The 19,988-nt window shown below is 40.8% G+C and carries 21 protein-coding genes and 1 tRNA gene; 18 read left to right on the top strand and 4 right to left on the bottom strand.

The window, feature by feature from the left end:
- The first annotated feature begins 8 nt into the window (after positions 1-8).
- The 7 genes from V470_06975 to V470_06940 all read left to right on the top strand — a co-directional run bounded on the left by V470_06975 (position 9) and on the right by V470_06940 (position 5,399).
- The gene (locus V470_06975) at positions 9-554 is read left to right on the top strand and encodes a phosphoglycerate mutase (GenBank protein AHZ48159.1); all 546 of its coding nucleotides are present in this window, start codon (positions 9-11) and stop codon (positions 552-554) included.
- Positions 555-873: 319 nt separating this feature from the next.
- On the top strand, positions 874-1,866 hold the full coding sequence (locus V470_06970) for a sugar ABC transporter ATP-binding protein (GenBank protein AHZ48158.1): 993 nt from the start codon (positions 874-876) through the stop codon (positions 1,864-1,866).
- A gap of 1 nt (position 1,867) precedes the next feature.
- Positions 1,868-2,686 (top strand): antibiotic ABC transporter permease, encoded by an 819-nt coding sequence (locus V470_06965; GenBank protein AHZ48157.1) that lies wholly within the window; start codon positions 1,868-1,870, stop codon positions 2,684-2,686.
- Position 2,687: 1 nt separating this feature from the next.
- Complete coding sequence (locus V470_06960; GenBank protein ID AHZ48156.1) at positions 2,688-3,473, top strand: multidrug ABC transporter permease; 786 nt, start codon at positions 2,688-2,690, stop codon at positions 3,471-3,473.
- A 100-nt stretch (positions 3,474-3,573) separates the two neighbouring features.
- Positions 3,574-3,646, top strand: a tRNA-Thr gene (locus tag V470_06955).
- 294 nt (positions 3,647-3,940) lie between these two features.
- Complete coding sequence (locus V470_06950) at positions 3,941-4,855, top strand: hypothetical protein (GenBank protein ID AHZ48155.1); 915 nt, start codon at positions 3,941-3,943, stop codon at positions 4,853-4,855.
- Positions 4,856-5,081: 226 nt separating this feature from the next.
- The gene (locus tag V470_06940) at positions 5,082-5,399 is read left to right on the top strand and encodes a hypothetical protein (GenBank protein ID AHZ48154.1); all 318 of its coding nucleotides are present in this window, start codon (positions 5,082-5,084) and stop codon (positions 5,397-5,399) included.
- A gap of 29 nt (positions 5,400-5,428) precedes the next feature.
- On the opposite strand, the gene V470_06935 is transcribed toward V470_06940, so the two are convergent.
- Positions 5,429-7,228 (bottom strand): N-acetylmuramoyl-L-alanine amidase, encoded by a 1,800-nt coding sequence (locus V470_06935; GenBank protein AHZ48153.1) that lies wholly within the window; start codon positions 7,226-7,228, stop codon positions 5,429-5,431.
- 45 nt (positions 7,229-7,273) lie between these two features.
- The gene (locus V470_06930; protein ID AHZ48152.1) at positions 7,274-8,182 is read right to left on the bottom strand and encodes a LysR family transcriptional regulator; all 909 of its coding nucleotides are present in this window, start codon (positions 8,180-8,182) and stop codon (positions 7,274-7,276) included.
- Between the two features lie 102 nt (positions 8,183-8,284).
- Here V470_06930 and V470_06925 point away from each other — a divergent pair, with 102 nt between their 5' ends.
- From V470_06925 to V470_06915, 3 genes are all read left to right on the top strand, one after another.
- Positions 8,285-8,518, top strand: coding sequence for a hypothetical protein (locus V470_06925; GenBank protein ID AHZ48151.2), 234 nt, complete (start codon positions 8,285-8,287; stop codon positions 8,516-8,518).
- Positions 8,515-8,895: an NADH dehydrogenase gene (locus V470_06920; protein ID AHZ48150.1), complete on the top strand. Its 381-nt coding sequence runs from the start codon at positions 8,515-8,517 to the stop codon at positions 8,893-8,895. Before V470_06925 ends, V470_06920 begins: the two co-directional genes overlap by 4 nt.
- Positions 8,896-8,980: 85 nt before the next feature.
- Complete coding sequence (locus V470_06915) at positions 8,981-9,214, top strand: hypothetical protein (protein ID AHZ48149.1); 234 nt, start codon at positions 8,981-8,983, stop codon at positions 9,212-9,214.
- Between the two features lie 39 nt (positions 9,215-9,253).
- Here V470_06915 and V470_06910 read toward each other — a convergent pair whose 3' ends face one another.
- On the bottom strand, positions 9,254-9,979 hold the full coding sequence (locus V470_06910; GenBank protein AHZ48148.1) for a pseudouridine synthase: 726 nt from the start codon (positions 9,977-9,979) through the stop codon (positions 9,254-9,256).
- A 158-nt stretch (positions 9,980-10,137) separates the two neighbouring features.
- Here V470_06910 and V470_06905 point away from each other — a divergent pair, with 158 nt between their 5' ends.
- Positions 10,138-11,979 (top strand): GTP-binding protein TypA, encoded by a 1,842-nt coding sequence (locus V470_06905; GenBank protein ID AHZ48147.1) that lies wholly within the window; start codon positions 10,138-10,140, stop codon positions 11,977-11,979.
- 19 nt (positions 11,980-11,998) lie between these two features.
- Positions 11,999-12,253, top strand: coding sequence for a membrane protein (locus V470_06900; GenBank protein AHZ48146.1), 255 nt, complete (start codon positions 11,999-12,001; stop codon positions 12,251-12,253).
- Positions 12,254-12,285: 32 nt separating this feature from the next.
- Here V470_06900 and V470_06895 read toward each other — a convergent pair whose 3' ends face one another.
- Positions 12,286-12,504 (bottom strand): hypothetical protein, encoded by a 219-nt coding sequence (locus tag V470_06895; GenBank protein AHZ48145.1) that lies wholly within the window; start codon positions 12,502-12,504, stop codon positions 12,286-12,288.
- 181 nt (positions 12,505-12,685) lie between these two features.
- Here V470_06895 and V470_06890 point away from each other — a divergent pair, with 181 nt between their 5' ends.
- From V470_06890 to V470_06865, 6 genes are all read left to right on the top strand, one after another.
- The gene (locus V470_06890) at positions 12,686-14,707 is read left to right on the top strand and encodes a bacteriocin-associated integral membrane family protein (protein AHZ48144.1); all 2,022 of its coding nucleotides are present in this window, start codon (positions 12,686-12,688) and stop codon (positions 14,705-14,707) included.
- 1 nt (position 14,708) lies between these two features.
- Positions 14,709-15,350: a peptide ABC transporter ATP-binding protein gene (locus V470_06885; GenBank protein ID AHZ48143.1), complete on the top strand. Its 642-nt coding sequence runs from the start codon at positions 14,709-14,711 to the stop codon at positions 15,348-15,350.
- A 103-nt stretch (positions 15,351-15,453) separates the two neighbouring features.
- Positions 15,454-16,806: a UDP-N-acetylmuramoyl-L-alanyl-D-glutamate synthetase gene (gene murD / locus V470_06880; protein ID AHZ48142.1), complete on the top strand. Its 1,353-nt coding sequence runs from the start codon at positions 15,454-15,456 to the stop codon at positions 16,804-16,806.
- A 1-nt stretch (position 16,807) separates the two neighbouring features.
- The gene (locus tag V470_06875) at positions 16,808-17,866 is read left to right on the top strand and encodes a UDP-diphospho-muramoylpentapeptide beta-N-acetylglucosaminyltransferase (protein ID AHZ48141.1); all 1,059 of its coding nucleotides are present in this window, start codon (positions 16,808-16,810) and stop codon (positions 17,864-17,866) included.
- 9 nt (positions 17,867-17,875) lie between these two features.
- Entirely contained in the window at positions 17,876-19,039 is a 1,164-nt protein-coding gene (locus V470_06870; protein AHZ48140.1) for a cell division protein DivIB, read from the top strand.
- A gap of 245 nt (positions 19,040-19,284) precedes the next feature.
- Entirely contained in the window at positions 19,285-19,986 is a 702-nt protein-coding gene (locus tag V470_06865; GenBank protein ID AHZ48139.1) for an orotidine 5'-phosphate decarboxylase, read from the top strand.
- Positions 19,987-19,988 lie beyond the last annotated feature (2 nt).

Here is a 19,988-nt window from a genome sequence, read left to right as displayed (position 1 = left end):
AATGACTTATGAATAATTCTTATATTTTACTTAGACATGCTCATTCAAGATTTTCAAGTGATGATTTTAATAGAACTTTGTCAGAAAAAGGATTTTTATCTCTTGACCAGTTAGAGTTTTTGAATTCTTTTAATATTGATTATTATTTTTCTAGTCCTTATAAACGAGCATTTGAAACGATTAATAGCTCGCCAATTCAATTTGATAAAATAGTTCTTGATAATCGGTTACGAGAGCGAAAATTATCTTCAACCTTTATAAAAGATTCTGAGTTTGAAGACAGTATTAAATATTTATGGCAAAATCCCAGTGAATCTCTTTCAGAAGGGGAATCAAATCAAGATGCACTAGCTAGAGTACTAAATTTTTTAATGGAATTGGAAGAGAGATACTCAGAAAAAACGATTTTACTTAGTTCACACGGGAATTTGATAGGAATACTACTACATCACTTTGATTCCAGTTTTGATTATGAAAAATGGGAGCAGATGACCTTTCCAGATTGTTTTCTAATTGATAGAAAAGGGATTGTGAAAAGAATTATGAAAGATTAGTTCTTTGATTAAATAGTGATTCATATTGATCAAAATAGTTTGCTTTTTATAATTCGTAACCTGCCCATCGGGCAGGTTTTTTTGGTGTTTTAAGGAAACGATGAAACCAGAATTTTTGTTTAAAAGTATGATTTTAAGAGAGAAATCTCTAATTTCATAATCTATAGGCAAACGCTTGCATTCCGTTTTTTATTGGACTATAATAGGTTGGTATAAAGTCTTCTGTAATAATAAAATGTAGAGGGTTTAGAAAGTAAGGATTTAGAATATTTGTAGTCAAAAACACAATGTTGCTATTCCTTGCTATAGGGAGAGATTTATGGCAATGATAGAAGTGGAACATCTTCAGAAAAATTTTGTGAAGACAGTCAAGGAACCTGGCTTGAAGGGGGCTTTGCGCTCCTTTATTCATCCTGAAAAGCAGACATTTGAAGCGGTCAAGGATTTGACTTTTGAGGTACCCAAGGGCCAAATTTTAGGCTTTATTGGGGCAAATGGAGCTGGGAAGTCGACAACCATCAAAATGCTGACAGGGATTTTAAAACCGACATCTGGTTTTTGTCGGATTAATGGCAAGATTCCGCAGGATAATCGCCAGGACTATGTTAAGGATATTGGGGTGGTCTTTGGTCAACGTACCCAGCTATGGTGGGATTTGGCTCTGCAAGAGACCTACACGGTCTTAAAAGAGATTTACGATGTGCCAGACTCGCTCTTCCATAAGCGCATGGACTTTTTGAATGAAGTTTTGGATTTGAAGGACTTTATCAAAGACCCTGTGCGAACTCTTTCACTTGGCCAACGGATGCGGGCGGACATTGCGGCTTCCTTGCTCCACAATCCTAAAGTTCTCTTTTTAGATGAACCGACCATTGGTTTGGATGTTTCCGTTAAGGATAACATTCGTCGGGCCATTACCCAGATCAATCAAGAGGAAGAGACCACTATTCTCTTGACCACTCACGACTTGAGCGACATTGAGCAACTTTGTGATCGGATTTTTATGATTGATAAGGGGCAAGAGATTTTTGATGGAACGGTGAGTCAGCTCAAGGAAACTTTTGGCAAGATGAAGACTCTCTCCTTTGAACTGCTACCCGGTCAAAGTCATCTCCTTTCTCACTATGAAGGTTTTTCGGATATGACTATTGATAGACAAGGAAATAACCTGACTATTGAATTTGATAGTTCTCGCTACCAGTCAGCTGATATTATCAAGCAAACCCTGTCTGATTTTGAGATTCGCGATTTGAAGATGTTGGACACGGATATCGAGGATATTATCCGTCGCTTCTACCGAAAGGAGCTCTAAGATGGTCAAATTGTGGATACGTTATAAACCCTTTATCAATGCAGGTGTTCAGGAGTTGATTACCTATCGAGTCAACTTTATTCTCTATCGGATTGGCGATGTCACGGGGGCTTTTGTGGCCTTTTATCTCTGGAAGGCAGTCTTTGATTCCTCGCAGGAGTCTTTGATCCAGGGTTTCAGTATGGCGGATATCACCCTCTACATCATCATGAGTTTTGTGACCAATATTCTGACTAGGTCAGATTCGTCCTTTATGATTGGGGAGGAGGTCAAGGATGGTTCCATTATCATGCGTTTGTTGAGACCAGTGCATTTTGCGGCTTCTTACCTCTTTACCGAGCTTGGGTCCAAGTGGTTGATTTTTATCTCTGTTGGCCTGCCATTTTTAAGTGTCATTGTTTTGATGAAAATCTTATCTGGGCAAGGGATGGTAGAAGTGCTGGGATTAACCATCCTTTATCTATTTAGCTTAACCCTAGCCTACCTAATCAACTTTTTCTTTAATATCTGCTTTGGATTTTCAGCCTTTGTCTTTAAAAATCTATGGGGTTCCAATCTACTCAAGACTTCCATAGTGGCCTTTATGTCTGGGAGTTTGATTCCCTTGGCTTTCTTTCCAAAGGTGGTTTCAGATATTCTGTCCTTCTTGCCTTTTTCATCCTTGATCTACACTCCTGTCATGATCATTGTTGGGAAATACGATGCCAGCCAGATTCTTCAGGCGCTTTTGCTCCAGTTTTTCTGGCTCTTAGTGATGGTGGGCTTGTCTCAGTTGATTTGGAAACGAGTCCAGTCATTCATCACCATTCAGGGAGGTTAGTATGAAAAAATATCAACGCATGCATCTAATTTTTATCAGACAATACATCAAGCAAATCATGGAATACAAGGTGGATTTTGTGGTTGGTGTGCTAGGAGTTTTTCTGACTCAAGGTTTGAACCTCTTGTTTCTAAACGTCATCTTTCAACATATCCCCTCGCTTGAAGGCTGGACCTTTCAAGAGATTGCCTTTATCTATGGTTTTTCCTTGATTCCAAAGGGACTGGACCATCTCTTTTTTGACAATCTCTGGGCACTGGGGCAACGATTGGTGAGAAAGGGAGAGTTTGACAAGTACCTGACTCGTCCTATCAATCCTCTCTTCCACATCCTAGTCGAGACCTTTCAGATTGATGCCTTGGGCGAACTATTGGTCGGAGGTATTTTGCTAGCGACAACGGTATCAAGCATTGCTTGGACTCTTCCCAAATTCCTGCTCTTCCTAGTCTGTATTCCCTTTGCGACCTTGATCTATACTTCCTTGAAAATCGCGACTGCCAGTATCGCTTTTTGGACCAAGCAGTCAGGCGCCATGATTTACATTTTTTATATGTTTAATGACTTTGCTAAGTACCCGATTTCCATTTACAATTCGCTTCTTCGTTGGTTGATTAGCTTTATCGTACCTTTTGCCTTTACGGCCTACTATCCAGCTAGCTATTTCTTGCAGGATAGGGATGGGCTCTTTAATATCGGAGGTTTGGTTCTGATTTCCCTTGTCTTCTTTGCAATTTCTTTGAAGCTATGGGACAGGGGCTTAGATGCCTACGAAAGTGCGGGTTCGTAAAAGACAGAAACTCAAAGCCTCGTCTCAGGACAGGCTTTTTCTAATGGAGATAAAAATTTCTTGACATCTATTCTCAGAGTGCTATACTAAGAGGGTAATCGCCGATTTAGCTCAGTTGGTAGAGCAACGCACTCGTAACGCGTAGGTCACAGGTTCGATCCCTGCAATCGGCAGAATCAAGAAGTCCAAACGGGCTTCTTTTTTTGTAACTATAGGAAAGGTAGAACGTTTGAGATAGGTTCTATTTAACGTCTGAAACTCCTGCTTATAAATAAAAACTAAAATTTATATTTTGTGGTATAATATATATTAATAAGCACTTGTTTTCGTTCCGTTTTAGAGGACTATAGGCTGTTAATCATTCTAGAAGTTTTTGCATAGGCTTTCTAAAAATTATAAAAATCCATGGATAATAACGAATGAAGTCTCGCAAGCTTGGCTGAATATAAATCAAAAAGGAGAAAATTATGAATAAGAAAGAATGGGTAAAACAATTTGAGGAGGCGAATGGCCGCAAGCCGACTGCATCAGAATTAGCAGAGGCGCAGCCAACTAAAAAGTTTGCGAGAGGAACTAGAAACATCAAAATCTATATTGGGATAGTCCTCGGTATTTTGATTGCTCTAATCCTAGTAAGTGTTTTCTCGCATTCTTTGATTGGAAAGAAAGAGTCAAATCAAGCATCGTCTGCTGTTTCAACCACAGAGTCAACAAGTCAAACGTCTACAAGTCAAGCGTCAACAAGTCAAGGAAAAACGGATGAGACTGATAAGGATAAACAAGAGGAAATTCAAAAACTCAAGAATCAACTGACTGCTTTAGATACCAAAATTACGGAAGCAGAAGCACTTGTTAGCAAGTTCAAGAAAGAAACTGCTGTTCCAAAATTAGATATTGAAGCAATTAAGAACAATGACTTGTCCAGTTTAGAAGGTACTTGGCGTAGTCAATCTGGTAATGAATACATTATTAATGATTCTGGAGAAGTACGTGCGACTTGGTTTACAAATGATCAAAAGTACGAATCTGTAGTTGGATTAAAGGTTTCAAAAGGACAAGATAGTCGTAATCCTGAGACAGCGTCTATCAGTGCGTGGGTAAAAGATTCTGTTGCTGGAGGATTTGTAATAGTAGCTGTGCCAAGTGGAGTTGTTATGCAACCTGCTGATGATGGAAAGATTACGGATAAAAGCAACCATGCTGAGGAAAGACTACTTTCTGGGCAAGAGTATGGAGCGATGTTAATGAAACCAGAAAATGTTTATTATCGTGTGAAACCAGATACCAGTAAACTTGAGGAAGCAGAAAAGAACTTAGCTCAATTGCAAGCAGATCGTGAATCAATCAAATCTTCTCTAGAGTCAAAGGAAAAGAAAAACTAGATGGTATTCGTTCAAAAATACTGTTACAATCAGCAAAATCCAGAAGTCCATTTGGGCTTCTTTTTCTTTTATCACTACTATTCAACCACTTAGACAGAGATATTGACCAGATAGGCAAAAGGGCTTGTTCTTGAAAAATTCCTCTGCTATAATGGTTCATGTAAGGGGCGTGAGGGGTCAGTATCAGACAACTCAAGTCAATTAAAAAGAAAATGGAGACATAAAAATGAAAAAAGTATTGGGACTTGTATTTTTAGTAGCAGCAGCGCTAGTATTGTATTTCGGATCTGTTGGCTGGCCAAGTTTGGATGTCAACCTCTGGTCACTCATTCCGGTAGGATTGTTCCTTTATTTCACGCTAGAAAACTTTTTGAAAAAAGACTACAAGGCTAGCTTGATGTGCTTGATCATCGCCTTTATCATTGCAAATGCTATTTTTGATCTCTTACCCATTTCAAGTGGTTTGGTGATTGGTGCCGGTGTGCTAGCTTGTGTAGGACTTGGCTATCTCTTTCCTGATAAGGATAAAAAAGAAGATAAATAAAAAAGTCTCGAGATTTCTCGAGACTTTTTTTACGGACCAGCGTAATATTTTTGAATCCCTTTTACGATGCCTGCGACCAGTTTATCTTGGTAGTGGCTATCTCTAATTTGTTGGTTTTCGGAGAAATTATCCATATAACCAAGTTCTAGGAGAACGGCTGGTTTGGCTGTTTCGCGTAGTACGGCATAGCTGCTCTCCAACAGACCAGCGTCTTTGGCCCCTGTTTCTGCTAGGAGAGAGGAGTGGATGGCAGTGGCGAGGCGTTTGCTTTCACTCATACGATCTGGGTGATTGTGCCAGTATTTATTAATCTTACTTGGATAATCAGGTTCATCGCTATAGGAGTAGGTTTGAATACCGCTCGCTTTTGAGTAGGTATTACCAGTAGCGTTGAAGTGAATACTGATAAAAATATCCGAGTTGGTTTTATTAACCATACGAGAACGTTCGGTAACAAAATCAACGTCAATATCACTATCACGAGAAGTGAGGACCTTGTAACCTAGTTCTTCCAACTTACTACGAAGCTTACGGTAAATCTGCATGTTGAGATCTTTTTCAGCTACATTGTAGTAAAAGGCACCTGAATCTCGACCACCATGCCCAGGATCTAGGAAAATGGTATTGCTGTATTGGCCTTTTACAAATCCACCTTCAGTTGAAACTTCAGAAATCCATTGGCCGTATTTTTGGAACAGGTGTTCCTTACCGTCTATCTTGTAAGTTCCTGAAACATAATGTCCATTATCATCTAGGTAGTAGCGTGCTTTGTCAGAGTTATCGTAAATCCATTCACTCTTTGCCATGTAACCACCTGACTTGAGGTAGTATGCTCCAATCCACTCCTGATTTGCATAACGGCCATTCGCTTTTAGATAGAACCAGCTCTTGTAGGCTTTATCGAAGATCCACTCATTCTCCGCCATGGCTCCACTGGTTTTAAGGTAGTAGCTTCCTTTCCATTTGTCTGCTAGCATTCCACCATTCTGGTCAAATGAGTACCATGAACCTTGAATCTTTTGCCAGTTTTCTTGGACATATCTTCCTGACCCGTTCGCATAGAACCAAGTATCCTTGATTTTGACCCAGTTGTTTTCTGCCATAGCTCCACTCTGGTTAAAGAGGTAGCCCTTGAAGGTTGTCGCACTCAGCATTCCACCGTCTTTGTCAAAGTAATACCAAGAACCGTTGATTTTCTCCCATTTATCCTGTGAGATTTTTCCAGAAGGAGCTACATAATACCAAATTTGGTCTAATTTAGTCCAACCCGTTTCTGCCATAGCTCCGCTTTTTGTGAGAAGATAGCCGTCAACGGCAGTGTTGCTGAGCATACTTCCAGTTTGGTCAAAATAGTACCAAGAACCGTTAATTTTTTTCCAGGTGTTCTGAGCTAGACGTCCAGAGGAATCAGCATAATACCATTGGTTGTCCAATTTGGTCCAGCTATTTTCTATCATGACACCATCTTGGTCAAAGGCGTAGCCTTTGTAGACAGTAGAATGAAGACGATTACCATCTTGATCGAAGTAGTACCATTTGCCTTGGATTTGTTTCCAGTTCAAAGCAGGTTTATCATCTTGGTAAAAACGCCAGTGGTGATTTTCTTGGTACCACCCTTCTTTTTTGGGCTTGTCTTCTTGCACATCTACTTTCGGAAGAGTTTCTGATTTAGAGTTTTCCTCAACACTCGACTCTTTCTTTTCTTCTTTGGCAATTGCTTCCTTGACAGCAGGTGTGGATTGAGTTGTGTTTTCTTCTCCTAAGACGGAAGCTGGTGCTAATCCTGCGATTGAAAGGATTAAAGCACTGGTCAGTAGTATCTTTTTCACTTTCTATTTCCTAACTTTTTCTTTTTCTCTTTTTCATTTTTCCTATTAATTATCGAATTGAACTTCTTCTAGTAAGTATTCGATAAAGCGTTCGCCCATCTTAGATAGGCTGGTTTTTTCATGCTGGATATAGACTAGTTCAATCGGGTCGTCAATGTCCAGTGGAATGGAAACGATATTGTCTCCGTTGAGGTTACTGTTCAAAATCCCTGTTGCAATGGTGTAACCATCCAAACCAATCAAAAGATTAAAGAGGGTGGCGCGGTCACTGACTACGATGGATTTCTTGTGGTGCTCTTGTGAAAGAATCTCCTCTGAAAAGTAGAAGGAGTTGTGCGTCCCCTGGTCGTAACTCAGATAAGGAAAGTCTTCCAAATCAGCCAGTTTGACCTTGTCTTTTTTAGCTAGAGGGTTGGTCTTGCTAACAAAGATATGGGGTTGGGCGGTAAAGAGGTGGTGGGCTAGCAGGTGATTGTCATCTAGCATTTTCGTTAAAACATCGCGATTGTAGCTGTTTAAAAAGAGGACACCGACCTCGCTACGGAAGTTCTTGACGTCATCGATAATCTCCCAAGTCCGAGTTTCACGAAGGAAGAGCTCATATTTCTCCATATCACTTTTCTTGAGCAGAGAGACAAAGGCATTGACCACAAAGGCATAGTGCTGAGAGGAAACGCTGAAAAGTTCGCGGTGGGCGATAGGATTTTTATAGCGTTCCTCAAGAAGCTGCGTTTGCTCAACGACCTGACGGGCATAGGAGAGAAACTCCATCCCATCACGGGTTAAGGTAATGCCCTTGGGATTGCGGATAAAGATTTCAATGCCCATTTCATTTTCCAAGTCTCGAACGGCATTTGAAAGACTGGGTTGGGTGATAAAGAGTTGCTTGGCTGCCTCATTCATAGAGCCAGTTTCGACGATTTTGATAATATAGTGTAGTTGTTGAATTCTCATGTTTTTATTGTACCACACTTGCGGAAGAAAGGGCAATGAAGACGAAGAAAATAGGGGGAAAGAGCCGGTCCAGTATTGAAAAAATGTCTAGAATTTGCTAAAATGGAAGCTATGAAAACATTCTATGATGTGCAGCAATTTCTCAAACAGTTTGGCATTATTGTTTACATGGGGAAGCGCTTGTATGATATTGAACTGATGAAGCTCGAACTCTCTCGGATCTATGATGCAGGTCTGATGGACAAGCTAGACTATCTAGAGGCGGAAGCTGTTCTTCGTAGAGAGCACAAGATAGAATTAGACTACATAGAGAAAAATGGAGATAAGAACTTATGACAATTTGGATTGTTTGGGGAATCGTATTGGCGATGGCGGCATGGATGGGGTATAACTACCTTCGTATTCGTCGTGCGGCTAAGATTGTGGATAATGCAGAATTTGAAGCCTTGATTCGAAAAGGGCAATTGATTGATGTCCGTGAACCAGCAGAATTTCACAGGAAACATATCCTCGGAGCCCGCAATATTCCTTCAAATCAGTTGAAGTCAAGTCTTGCAGCCCTTCGCAAGGATAAACCTGTCCTTCTCTACGAAAACCAACGCGGACAACGAGTGACCAATGCAGCACTTTATCTGAAAAAACAAGGTTTCTCTGAGATTTATATCCTTTCTTATGGATTGGATTCTTGGATTGGAAAGGTCAAGACTAGCTAACATTCTGTAAAAACTGTCGAATGATAGATAAAGCTAGCATTTTATGGTATCATCATTTATATTAAATTTAAGGAGATTTTGTAATATGAATTCACAACAAAAGAAAAAACCTTCACTTATTTTAGGTATCTTATCTATCGTCCTTGGTTTGCTATCTCCAATAGTGGGTCTGATTTTGGGGATCATAGGATTGGTCTTGGCTTTTTCATACCAAAAAGAATCTGGACTAAACTATCAAACAGAAAAAATTCTGAATATCGTAGGACTTGTAGTTTCTGTTCTGAACTGGATTCTAGCAATCGCAATATTTTTTAGATAATCAAAAACAAAAAAGCTTTAAATATAAAGCTTTTTTGTTTTATCGACTCATCTCTAAATAGTTTTTAATGATTTCCAATTCCTCTGGATTCAAGGGACGGTATTGCCCTTCTGCTAGTTCTGGGTCTAATGTAAAGTCACCGAATCGGACTCGTTTGAGAGAGACCACCTTGACACCGACTGAGAGGAACATTTTTTTAACTTGATGAAACTTCCCTTCTGAGATGGTGATGGAGGCATGGCTCTCTGATGGGCTTGAGGACAGAATTTCAAGCTGAGCAGGTTTACAAGTGGTCCCATCTAAAAAGACAATCCCATCTTTGAACTTTTGGATATGGTCTGATGTGAGCGGTCCGTTTACTACCACTTGATAGGATTTATCGACATGGTACTGGGGATGAAGGAGTTGGAAGCCAAGAGGTCCATTGTCTGTCAAAAGCAGCAGTCCCGTGGTATCGCGGTCTAGTCTGCCGATAGCATAGAGCTGGTCAGACTGGATGTCAGGTGGAAGGAGGTCCATGACGGTTGGAAGTTTCTTATCCTTGCTAGCTGTAACGACTCCGTTTGGCTTATGAAGCATGAGGTAGTTGTGCTCGTAGCCTTGGATTTGTCGTCCTTGAAAGACTAATTTCTGCAACCCAGTGTCGACATTTTGAGAGAGGGAGCTAGCTGGAAAATTGTCCACTAAGATTTCTTTTTTTAATAGAGCCTGTTTCATAGCCTTGCGACTGACCTTTTCTTGGGCTAATAATCTATCTAAACGCATACCAGCTTATCTTATCATAAGTCTCTGACTTTGAAAAGAGTTGCCTTGACTAGAAAAGCAGAGTGAAAACATTTACACTTAGCTGAACTGTGATTTTTGAATGAGACTGTGGTATAATTGTTCAGTTAGAAATAAAAATTTAAATATTAGAGGAAATCATGACAAAATTAAGAGAAGATATCCGTAACATTGCGATTATCGCCCACGTTGACCACGGTAAAACAACCCTCGTTGATGAATTATTGAAGCAGTCTGAAACTCTTGATGCACGTACTGAATTGGCAGAGCGTGCTATGGACTCAAACGATATCGAAAAAGAGCGTGGAATTACTATCCTTGCGAAAAATACAGCCGTAGCCTACAACGGAACTCGTATCAATATAATGGACACACCAGGACACGCGGACTTCGGTGGAGAAGTTGAGCGTATCATGAAAATGGTTGATGGTGTTGTCTTGGTCGTAGATGCCTACGAAGGAACAATGCCACAGACTCGTTTCGTATTGAAAAAAGCCTTGGAACAAGACCTTGTCCCAATCGTGGTTGTTAACAAAATCGACAAACCATCAGCTCGTCCAGCAGAAGTAGTAGACGAAGTATTGGAGCTCTTCATTGAGCTTGGTGCAGACGATGACCAGCTTGATTTCCCAGTGGTGTATGCTTCAGCTATCAACGGGACTTCTTCATTGTCAGATGATCCAGCTGATCAAGAAAAAACAATGGCACCAATCTTTGATACCATTATCGACCATATCCCTGCTCCAGTGGACAACTCAGATGAACCTTTGCAGTTCCAAGTCTCACTTTTGGACTACAATGACTTCGTAGGTCGTATCGGTATCGGTCGTGTCTTCCGTGGTAGTGTGAAAGTTGGAGACCAAGTTACCCTTTCTAAACTAGATGGTACAACGAAGAACTTCCGTGTTACAAAACTTTTCGGTTTCTTTGGTTTGGAACGTCGTGAAATCCAAGAAGCCAAAGCAGGTGACTTGATTGCCGTTTCCGGTATGGAAGACATCTTTGTCGGTGAAACCATTACTCCGACAGACGCAGTTGAAGCTCTTCCAATCCTACACATCGATGAGCCAACTCTTCAAATGACTTTCTTGGTCAACAACTCACCATTTGCTGGTAAGGAAGGTAAATGGGTGACTTCTCGTAAGGTGGAAGAACGCTTGCAGGCAGAATTGCAAACAGACGTTTCCCTTCGTGTTGACCCAACGGACTCACCAGATAAATGGACTGTTTCAGGACGCGGAGAATTGCACTTGTCAATCCTTATCGAAACTATGCGTCGTGAGGGTTATGAGCTTCAAGTATCTCGCCCAGAAGTTATCGTAAAAGAGATTGACGGTGTTAAATGTGAACCATTTGAACGTGTTCAAATCGATACTCCAGAAGAATACCAAGGATCTGTTATCCAAAGCCTTTCTGAACGTAAGGGTGAAATGTTGGATATGATTTCAACTGGTAATGGTCAAACTCGTTTGGTCTTCCTTGTTCCAGCGCGTGGTTTGATTGGATACTCAACTGAGTTCTTGTCAATGACTCGTGGTTACGGTATCATGAACCATACCTTCGACCAATACTTGCCATTGATCCCAGGGGAAATTGGGGGACGTCACCGTGGTGCCCTTGTTTCCATCGATGCTGGTAAGGCTACAACTTACTCAATCATGTCTATCGAAGAACGTGGTACAATCTTTGTCAACCCAGGTACTGAGGTTTACGAAGGAATGATTATTGGTGAGAACTCTCGTGAAAACGACTTGACAGTTAACATCACTAAGGCCAAACAAATGACCAACGTCCGTTCAGCTACTAAGGACCAAACAGCGGTTATCAAGACACCTCGTATCTTGACACTTGAAGAGTCTCTTGAGTTCCTGAACGACGATGAGTACATGGAAGTAACGCCTAAGTCAATCCGTTTGCGTAAACAAATCCTCAACAAGGCAGAGCGCGAGAAAGCCAACAAAAAGAAAAAATCAGCTGAATAAGAGCTAGAAAGAGATAAAGATGGTCTATTTAATCATAGGGATACTCTTATTACTACTCTATGTATTTGCGACACCCCAAAGTATCAAAGGAACAGTCAACATCGTTATCTTGGTCTTTGTAGTTGTTGCACTCTTGATTTTGCTGATGTTGTCCATCTTGCAAATATTCCAATTACCGACAGAATTCTTTGTCACAATAGCCATGCTGGCTCTAGCCTACTTTAGCTTGAGAGACATTACGCTCATGCCAGTAAAAAAGAGCAGAAGAAGATAAATAAAAAGAGAGCTACGGCTCTCTTTTTCAATTTAAAATAAGATTTTTAAGACTTTCCTTAGGTGATTACGGGCGGTAGCGACTTTCTTCGAAATTCCATACCTAAACTTTGAGCCTATAGTCTCAAAGTTTCCGAATGCCTGAAATCTATTGTTTTCAGGCATTTTTATCACAACGGAAAGTCTAAGATTCCGTTTCTTGCAAAAAGGAATAAACCTAAAAATATTTTGTTCAAGTGAGTTTTTTTCCACATTTTAAGAGCTCTATATTGTTATAGAAGTTTAAAAAGTTAGTCCAAAAAAATATAATTATATTTTGTTAAAATCTATTGACAATTTATCATAATGGTGATATATTTGCGATAAATAGAAACCGATTTCATACTCTGAAATCTTACCTCCTGAAATCAATTTTCACCACAAGGAGTCTACTATGAAGAAACTATTTATTTGCTTGTCTACTATTTTTCTCAGTTGCTTCTTCATTTGGATTATTATCTTACGTGCCCCTCAGTATCTCTATACTAGTTATGACTCCGTTACCCTGCTAAGTGTTAAAAAGGGGGCACAAGAGCCGACTCGTGAGGAGTTTGAGCGAGAGTTGGAGAATTTTGTAAACTCAGAGCAGAGTTTGATTGCCAGACGGATAGTAGAGCCGAGTAAGGATGGAAGGACCAACTTCACCTATGCGACTTATGGTCAGGGAGGCTTGCCAAAAGAGTTTCAAGCGGCTAGCCAAGAAAGCCGAGAACGGAGCGATCCTCTCAATAGTTACCTTCTCTTATCTGGTTCATTGACCAAGGAAAAATTAGCTGCAAAATTAGATGATTTAGGTTATAAAGCGATTGCAGACCGCAAAACTCCTCCGTATCGTCTAGCTTTTTGGATTGCTTTAAATCCGTTGTTGTTGATTAGTTTAGCTATATTTGGATTAGCTTTCTTTGCCATGGTGATTATCACTCGGATTAAGGAGATGCGGGCTGCAGGGATCCAGCTCTTTTCAGGACAGACCCTCTTGTCCATCATAGGAAGTGCCTTATACGATGATGTCAAGTGGCTTTGCTTAGCTGGGGCGGGATCCCTTATAGTGGGAGGTGCTGTCCTCCTCGGACAAGGGCTCTTTTATCCCGTTCTTTTAGCAGCCTTTAGTATCGGAGTGGGGCTTTATCTTCTCTTTTTATTGGGAATTTCGCTAGTACTGAGCCTGCTCTACTTGATGAGCTTGAGCTACAAGGCTTTAGTTCCTGTGTTAAAAGGACGTTTGCCCCTCAAACGCTTGATGACCTTGACCTTGTTATGTCAGTTGGTTGCTGTCTTTACAGTAGGTTATGCAGTCAAGACTGGCTTGACTTCTTACCAGCGTTTACAGGAACTCCAACTATCCAAGCAAGCTTGGGAAGACCGAGCAGATTATTATCAAATTTCTTTTGGCTTAGGTGATAGAGTAGAAGATACAGAAAATCAGAGCAAGTGGTATGCCTTTGCCAAGGAAGCAATCGAAGAAGAACAAGCTCTTTATGTAAAGGATAATCTGCTCCATTTTGCCAATCCAAAAGGAAAAAATGAACAGGGAGAGACACTGGATACCTATAGTCCAGATGCTAATACGCTCTATGTTAGTCCTAGTTATTTGGAGAAGGAAAAGGTCGTGGTAGATGCTGAGACCAAACAGAAGTTAGCCCATCTCCAAAAAGGTGAGTTTGTCCTCTTGCTCCCAGAACATTTGCGCTCTCAAGAAGCAGAACTAAAAAAAATCTTTGAAGAAAGCATGAGTTATTATGGAAAATCTGGTGAGGAGGCAAGTGCTCCTTTGGATTATGAGATGAAAGCGCACGTTAGTTATCTTTCAATGGGAGAAAAGCGATTTGTTTATAATAACGGTGAGAACCCCGTATCCACTCAGTATTTGACGGATCCGATTTTAGTGGTATTCACGCCGACTTCTACAGGTGATAGTTTTACATCCTTATCTAGTTGGTCTATCAATGCTGGTAAGAATATCTTTGTCAAAGGATATGAAGATGGGATTAAACTCTTGAAAAATGCAGAAATTTATGATCAAGTATCCTACCTCAAGGAGGGACGAAGTGTTTACCTCGCACGTTACTATGAGGTTCAAACACAAACTCTAACCCTTATTTTAGGAGCTATTATTGGAATCGCGAGTTCTTTGCTTCTCTTTTATTCTGTGAATCTTCTTTATTTTGAACAATTCCGTCGTGAGATTTTGATTAAACGAATTTCTGGTTTGCGATTTTTTGAAACGCACGCTCAGTATATGATTAGTCAATTTGCTAGTTTTGTATTCGGTGCGAGTCTCTTTATTTGGCGTAGTCGAGATGTGGTGATTGGATTGGTAACTTTATCGATCTTCCTCGTTAGTGCTATACTGACTCTATACCGTCAAGCACAGAAAGAATCTCGTGTTTCTATGACCATTATGAAAGGAAAATAGGATGATTGAACTAAAGAATATATCTAAAAAATTTGGAAGCCGTCAGCTATTTTCAGATACTAATCTTCAATTTGAAGGTGGGAAAATTTATGCCTTAATCGGTACAAGTGGCTGTGGTAAGACAACCCTCTTGAATATGATTGGACGATTAGAGCCGTATGACAATGGAGAAATTATCTATGATGGCACTTCTCTTAAGGACATCAAGCCTTCTGTTTTCTTTAGAGATTACTTAGGATACTTATTTCAAGATTTTGGCTTAATTGAAAGTCAAACCGTCAAAGAGAATCTCAATCTGGGTTTAGTTGGTAATAAGTTGAAAGAAAAAGAGAAAATCTCTTTGATGAAACAAGCTCTAAACCGTGTTAACCTCTCTTATTTAGATTTAAAGCAACCTATCTTTGAATTATCAGGAGGAGAAGCACAACGTGTTGCACTAGCGAAGATAATTTTAAAGGATCCACCTTTGATTCTCGCAGATGAACCAACCGCTTCACTAGACCCCAAAAACTCTGAGGAATTACTTTCTATCCTAGAATCTTTAAAAAATCCGAAACGAACTATTATTATTGCGACCCACAATCCTCTGATTTGGGAACAAGTGGACCAAGTTATTCGAGTTACCGATTTATCACATAGATGATAAAAGAATATTAAGTTAGAAGAAAGAGTCACAAATACACTTTGTGGCTTTTTTATTTCCATAAAAATGGTAAAATAGTAGGAGTAGAAATGGAGTTTGAGACATGAAAGTAATCGATAAATTTAAAAATAAGAAAGTCCTTGTTTTAGGATTGGCTAAGTCTGGTGAGTCTGCGGCCCGTTTGTTGGACAAGCTGGGTGCCATTGTGACAGTAAATGACGGCAAGCCTTTTGAGGAAAATCCTGCTGCTCAAAGCTTGCTGGAAGAGGGAATCAAGGTTGTCACTGGTGGGCATCCTTTGGAACTCTTGGATGAAGATTTCGCTCTGATGGTGAAAAATCCAGGTATCCCGTATAGCAATCCCATGATTGAAAAGGCATTGGCAAAGGGGATTCCAGTCTTGACTGAGGTGGAATTGGCTTATTTGATTTCGGAAGCGCCAATTATCGGTATCACAGGTTCAAATGGGAAAACAACCACAACGACGATGATTGGGGAAGTTTTAACTGCTGCCGGCCAACATGGTCTTTTGTCAGGAAATATCGGCTATCCTGCTAGTCAAGTGGCTCAAACTGCGACAGCCAAGGACACACTTGTCATGGAACTTTCTTCTTTCCAACTGATGGGTGTTCAAGAATTCCATCCTGAGATTGCGGTTATTACCAACCTTATGCCGACTCATATCGACTATCATGGTTCTTTTGAAGAGTATGTGGCAGCTAAGTGGAATATCCAGAACAAGATGACAGAAGCTGATTTCCTTGTATTGAACTTTAACCAAGACTTGGCAAAAGAATTGGCTACCAAAACACAAGCCACTGTTGTTCCATTTTCAACATTGGAAAAGGTTGATGGAGCTTATCTGGAAGATGGTCAACTCTACTTCCGTGGGGAAGTGGTCATGGCAGCTAATGAAATCGGTGTTCCAGGTAGCCACAATGTAGAAAATGCCCTTGCGACCATTGCTGTAGCCAAGCTTCGTGGTGTAGACAACCAAACCATCAGGGAAACTCTTTCAGCCTTTGGAGGTGTCAAGCACCGTCTTCAGTTTGTGGATGAAATCAAGGGGGTCAAATTCTATAACGATAGCAAGTCAACCAATATCTTGGCTACTCAAAAAGCCTTGTCAGGATTTGACAATAGTAAGGTTATCTTAATCGCAGGTGGTTTGGACCGCGGCAATGAGTTTGACGAATTGGTGCCAGATATTACTGGGCTCAAGAAGATGGTTATCCTCGGTCAATCTGCAGAACGTGTCAAACGGGCAGCAGAGAAGGCTGGTGTGACTTATGTAGATGCGACAGATATTGCTGATGCGACCCGCAAGGCTTATGAGCTTGCGACTCAAGGAGATGTGGTTCTCCTCAGTCCTGCCAATGCTAGCTGGGATATGTATGCTAACTTTGAAGTACGTGGAGATCTTTTCATCGACACAGTAGCGGATTTAAAGGAATAATATGAAAAAAATTGTCTTTACAGGTGGGGGGACGGTTGGACATGTCACCCTCAACCTTTTGTTAATGCCCAAGTTCATCGAAGACGGCTGGGAAGTTCACTATATTGGTGATAAACACGGAATCGAACACCAAGAAATCCTCAAGTCAGGCTTGGATGTGACCTTCCATTCCATTGCGACTGGGAAGTTGCGTCGCTATTTCTCTTGGCAAAATATGCTGGACGTGTTTAAAGTTGGTTGGGGAATTGTCCAATCCCTCTTTATCATGTTACGACTGCGTCCACAGGCTCTTTTTTCTAAGGGAGGATTTGTCTCTGTACCGCCGGTTATCGCAGCGCGAGTGTCAGGAGTGCCTGTCTTTATTCATGAATCGGACCTTTCTATGGGCTTGGCCAATAGAATCGCCTATAAATTTGCGACCAAGATGTATTCAACCTTTGAGCAGGCTTCAAGTTTGTCTAAAGTCGAGCATGTGGGGGCAGTGACCAAGGTAACAGGCCAAGAGACACCAGAACCAGACGAGTTGGTGGATATCCAAACTCACTTTAATCCTAAATTGCCAACCGTATTATTTGTCGGTGGATCTGCAGGAGCTCGTGTATTTAATCAATTAGTGACAGATCATAAGCAAGAGCTGACAGAGCGCTACAATATTATCAATCTCACTGGAGATTCAAACCTCAATGAGTTGAGTCAAAGTCTCTTTCGTGTTGATTATGTGACAGATCTCTATCAACCCTTGATGGAGATGGCAGATGTGGTGGTAACGCGTGGTGGTGCCAATACGATTTTCGAGCTCTTGGCCATGGCGAAACTCCATCTCATTGTACCATTGGGTCGTGAAGCAAGTCGAGGAGACCAGATTGAAAATGCGGCTTACTTTGTTAAGAAAGGCTATGCAGAAGAACTTCAAGAAAGTGACTTGACCTTGGAAAGTTTGGAGGAAAAACTCAGTCACTTGCTTAGTCACAAGGATCAGTACCAAGCTAGCATGAAAGCTTCGACTGAATTGAAATCTCTTGCAGATTTTTACGATCTACTAAGAAAAGACCTAGCATAAGGAATATCAATGTCAAAGGATAAGAAAAAAGAATCAAACCAGAAGCAAGAATTGTCTGAATGGCAGAAACGAAACCAGGAATACCTGAAGAAGAAGGCTGAGGAAGAAGCTGCCCTAGCTGAAGAGAAGGAAAAGAAAAAACAAGCTCGAAAGGAAGCCAACTCGAAACTACTGGAGGAATCCAAGAAATCATCGAGTGAGTCAGACGAGGAAGTCTCAAGTATAAGCAAGGAACCATCCGAAAAAGAAGAAAAATCTCAAAAGGATGCCCCTAAAGTCAAAGAAGAAAAAGAAAAGAAGAAAAAAGAAAAACCCAAAAAACCAGAGAAACCAGCCAAACCTAAAATTGCGCCTGTTCATATTTGGCGAGCTGTGAGTATCTTGGTACCCAGTTTCCTGATCCTCCTTCTTTCAGTCTATTTGTTGACTCCACTTTCGACCATCAAAAATATCGAGGTTAAGGGAAATAGTAACACCCAGGCGGATGACATCAAACAGGCTTCTGGGATTCAAGATAGCGACTATACTTTAGCTCTATTGTTGGATAAGGAAACATACGCTGAGCGAATCAAGTCCAATCATTGGATAGAATCAGCGAAGATTAACTATCAATTTCCGACTAACTTTACGATTGAGGTCAAGGAATTCGATATTGTTGGTTATTATGTGTCTGGTGAAGAACATTATCCTATTCTGTCTAGTGGTACAGTAGAGTCAACTCCTGTTGATCGCTTAAACTTACCTGAGACTTATCTGACAGTTACCTTTAACGATGAGCAGCAGGTGAAAGAGCTGATAACAGGATTGTCTACCATCAGTGAGGATATCAAGAGTCAAATCCAGAAAATCGAATTAGCGCCGAGCAAGGCAACAGCAGATCTTTTAAAAATTACCATGCTGGATACAGATGAGATTTTGGTTCCCCTATCAGAATTGAGCAAGAAATTGCCTTATTACAGCAAAATCAAGCCACAATTGTCAGAACCAAGTGTAGTCGATATGGAAGCTGGAGTATACAGCTATACTATAGCGGATAAACTGATAGAAGAGGCTGAGGAAAAAGCCAAACAAGAGGCCAAGGAAGCTGAGAAGAAAAAACAGGAAGAAGAAAAGAAAAAACAAGAAGAACAGGGAAATCAAAGCCAAACGAGCCAGCAATCACAGAGTCGTTAGACTAACTTTTCCTCTTGGTTTTGAATGGTATAGAAATCCAGTTTCGAGTTTTTGCTTGACAAGTCCTACTATAAATAATAGAATAGAAAAAAACCTTTAAAGCAGTCCAGAGAGGCAGCTAAGGTTAGACGGTGAAAGGGTGGAGTCTACCCATTTTTCGTGGAACCTTGCTGTTGGCAGGTTCCTTTTTTCGTGGTTTATTTTTGACCATACTCTCTTGTTCGTAAAGGTAAAAGGAGAAAAGTATGCGTGAACATCGTCCAGTTATTGCTCTTGATTTTCCTAGTTTTGAGGCGGTCAAGAAATTTTTATCTCTTTTCCCAGCAGAAGAAAGTCTTTATCTAAAAGTAGGGATGGAGCTTTATTATGCGGAAGGTCCGGAAGTTGTCCGTTATTTGAAATCACTGGGGCATAGTATCTTTCTGGACCTCAAGCTACATGACATTCCCAATACAGTCAAATCTGCCATGAAGGTCTTGTCTCAGCTTGGTGTGGACATGACCAATGTTCATGCTGCAGGTGGTGTGGAGATGATGAAGGCTGCGCGTGAAGGTCTTGGAAAAGAAGCAAAATTGATTGCTGTCACTCAATTGACTTCAACTTCTGAAGAACAAATGAGAGACTTTCAAAATATCCAAACCAGCCTGCAAGAGTCTGTGATTCACTATGCCAAGAAGACAGCTGAAGCGGGCTTGAATGGTGTCGTTTGCTCGGCTCAGGAAGTGCAACTCATCAAGCAGGCCACCAATCCAGATTTCATCTGTCTGACACCGGGAATTCGTCCGGTGGGAGCTGCGGTTGGAGACCAAAAACGCGTCATGACGCCAGCGGATGCTTATCAAATCGGTAGTGACTATATCGTAGTGGGACGTCCCATTACCCAAGCTGAGGATCCTGTTGCAGCTTATCATGCCATCAAGGATGAATGGAACCGGAACCAAGACTGAAA

The organism is Streptococcus sp. VT 162, assembly GCA_000688775.2.
Taxonomy (GTDB): domain Bacteria; phylum Bacillota; class Bacilli; order Lactobacillales; family Streptococcaceae; genus Streptococcus.
This window is presented reverse-complemented; position numbering and strand designations above follow the sequence as displayed.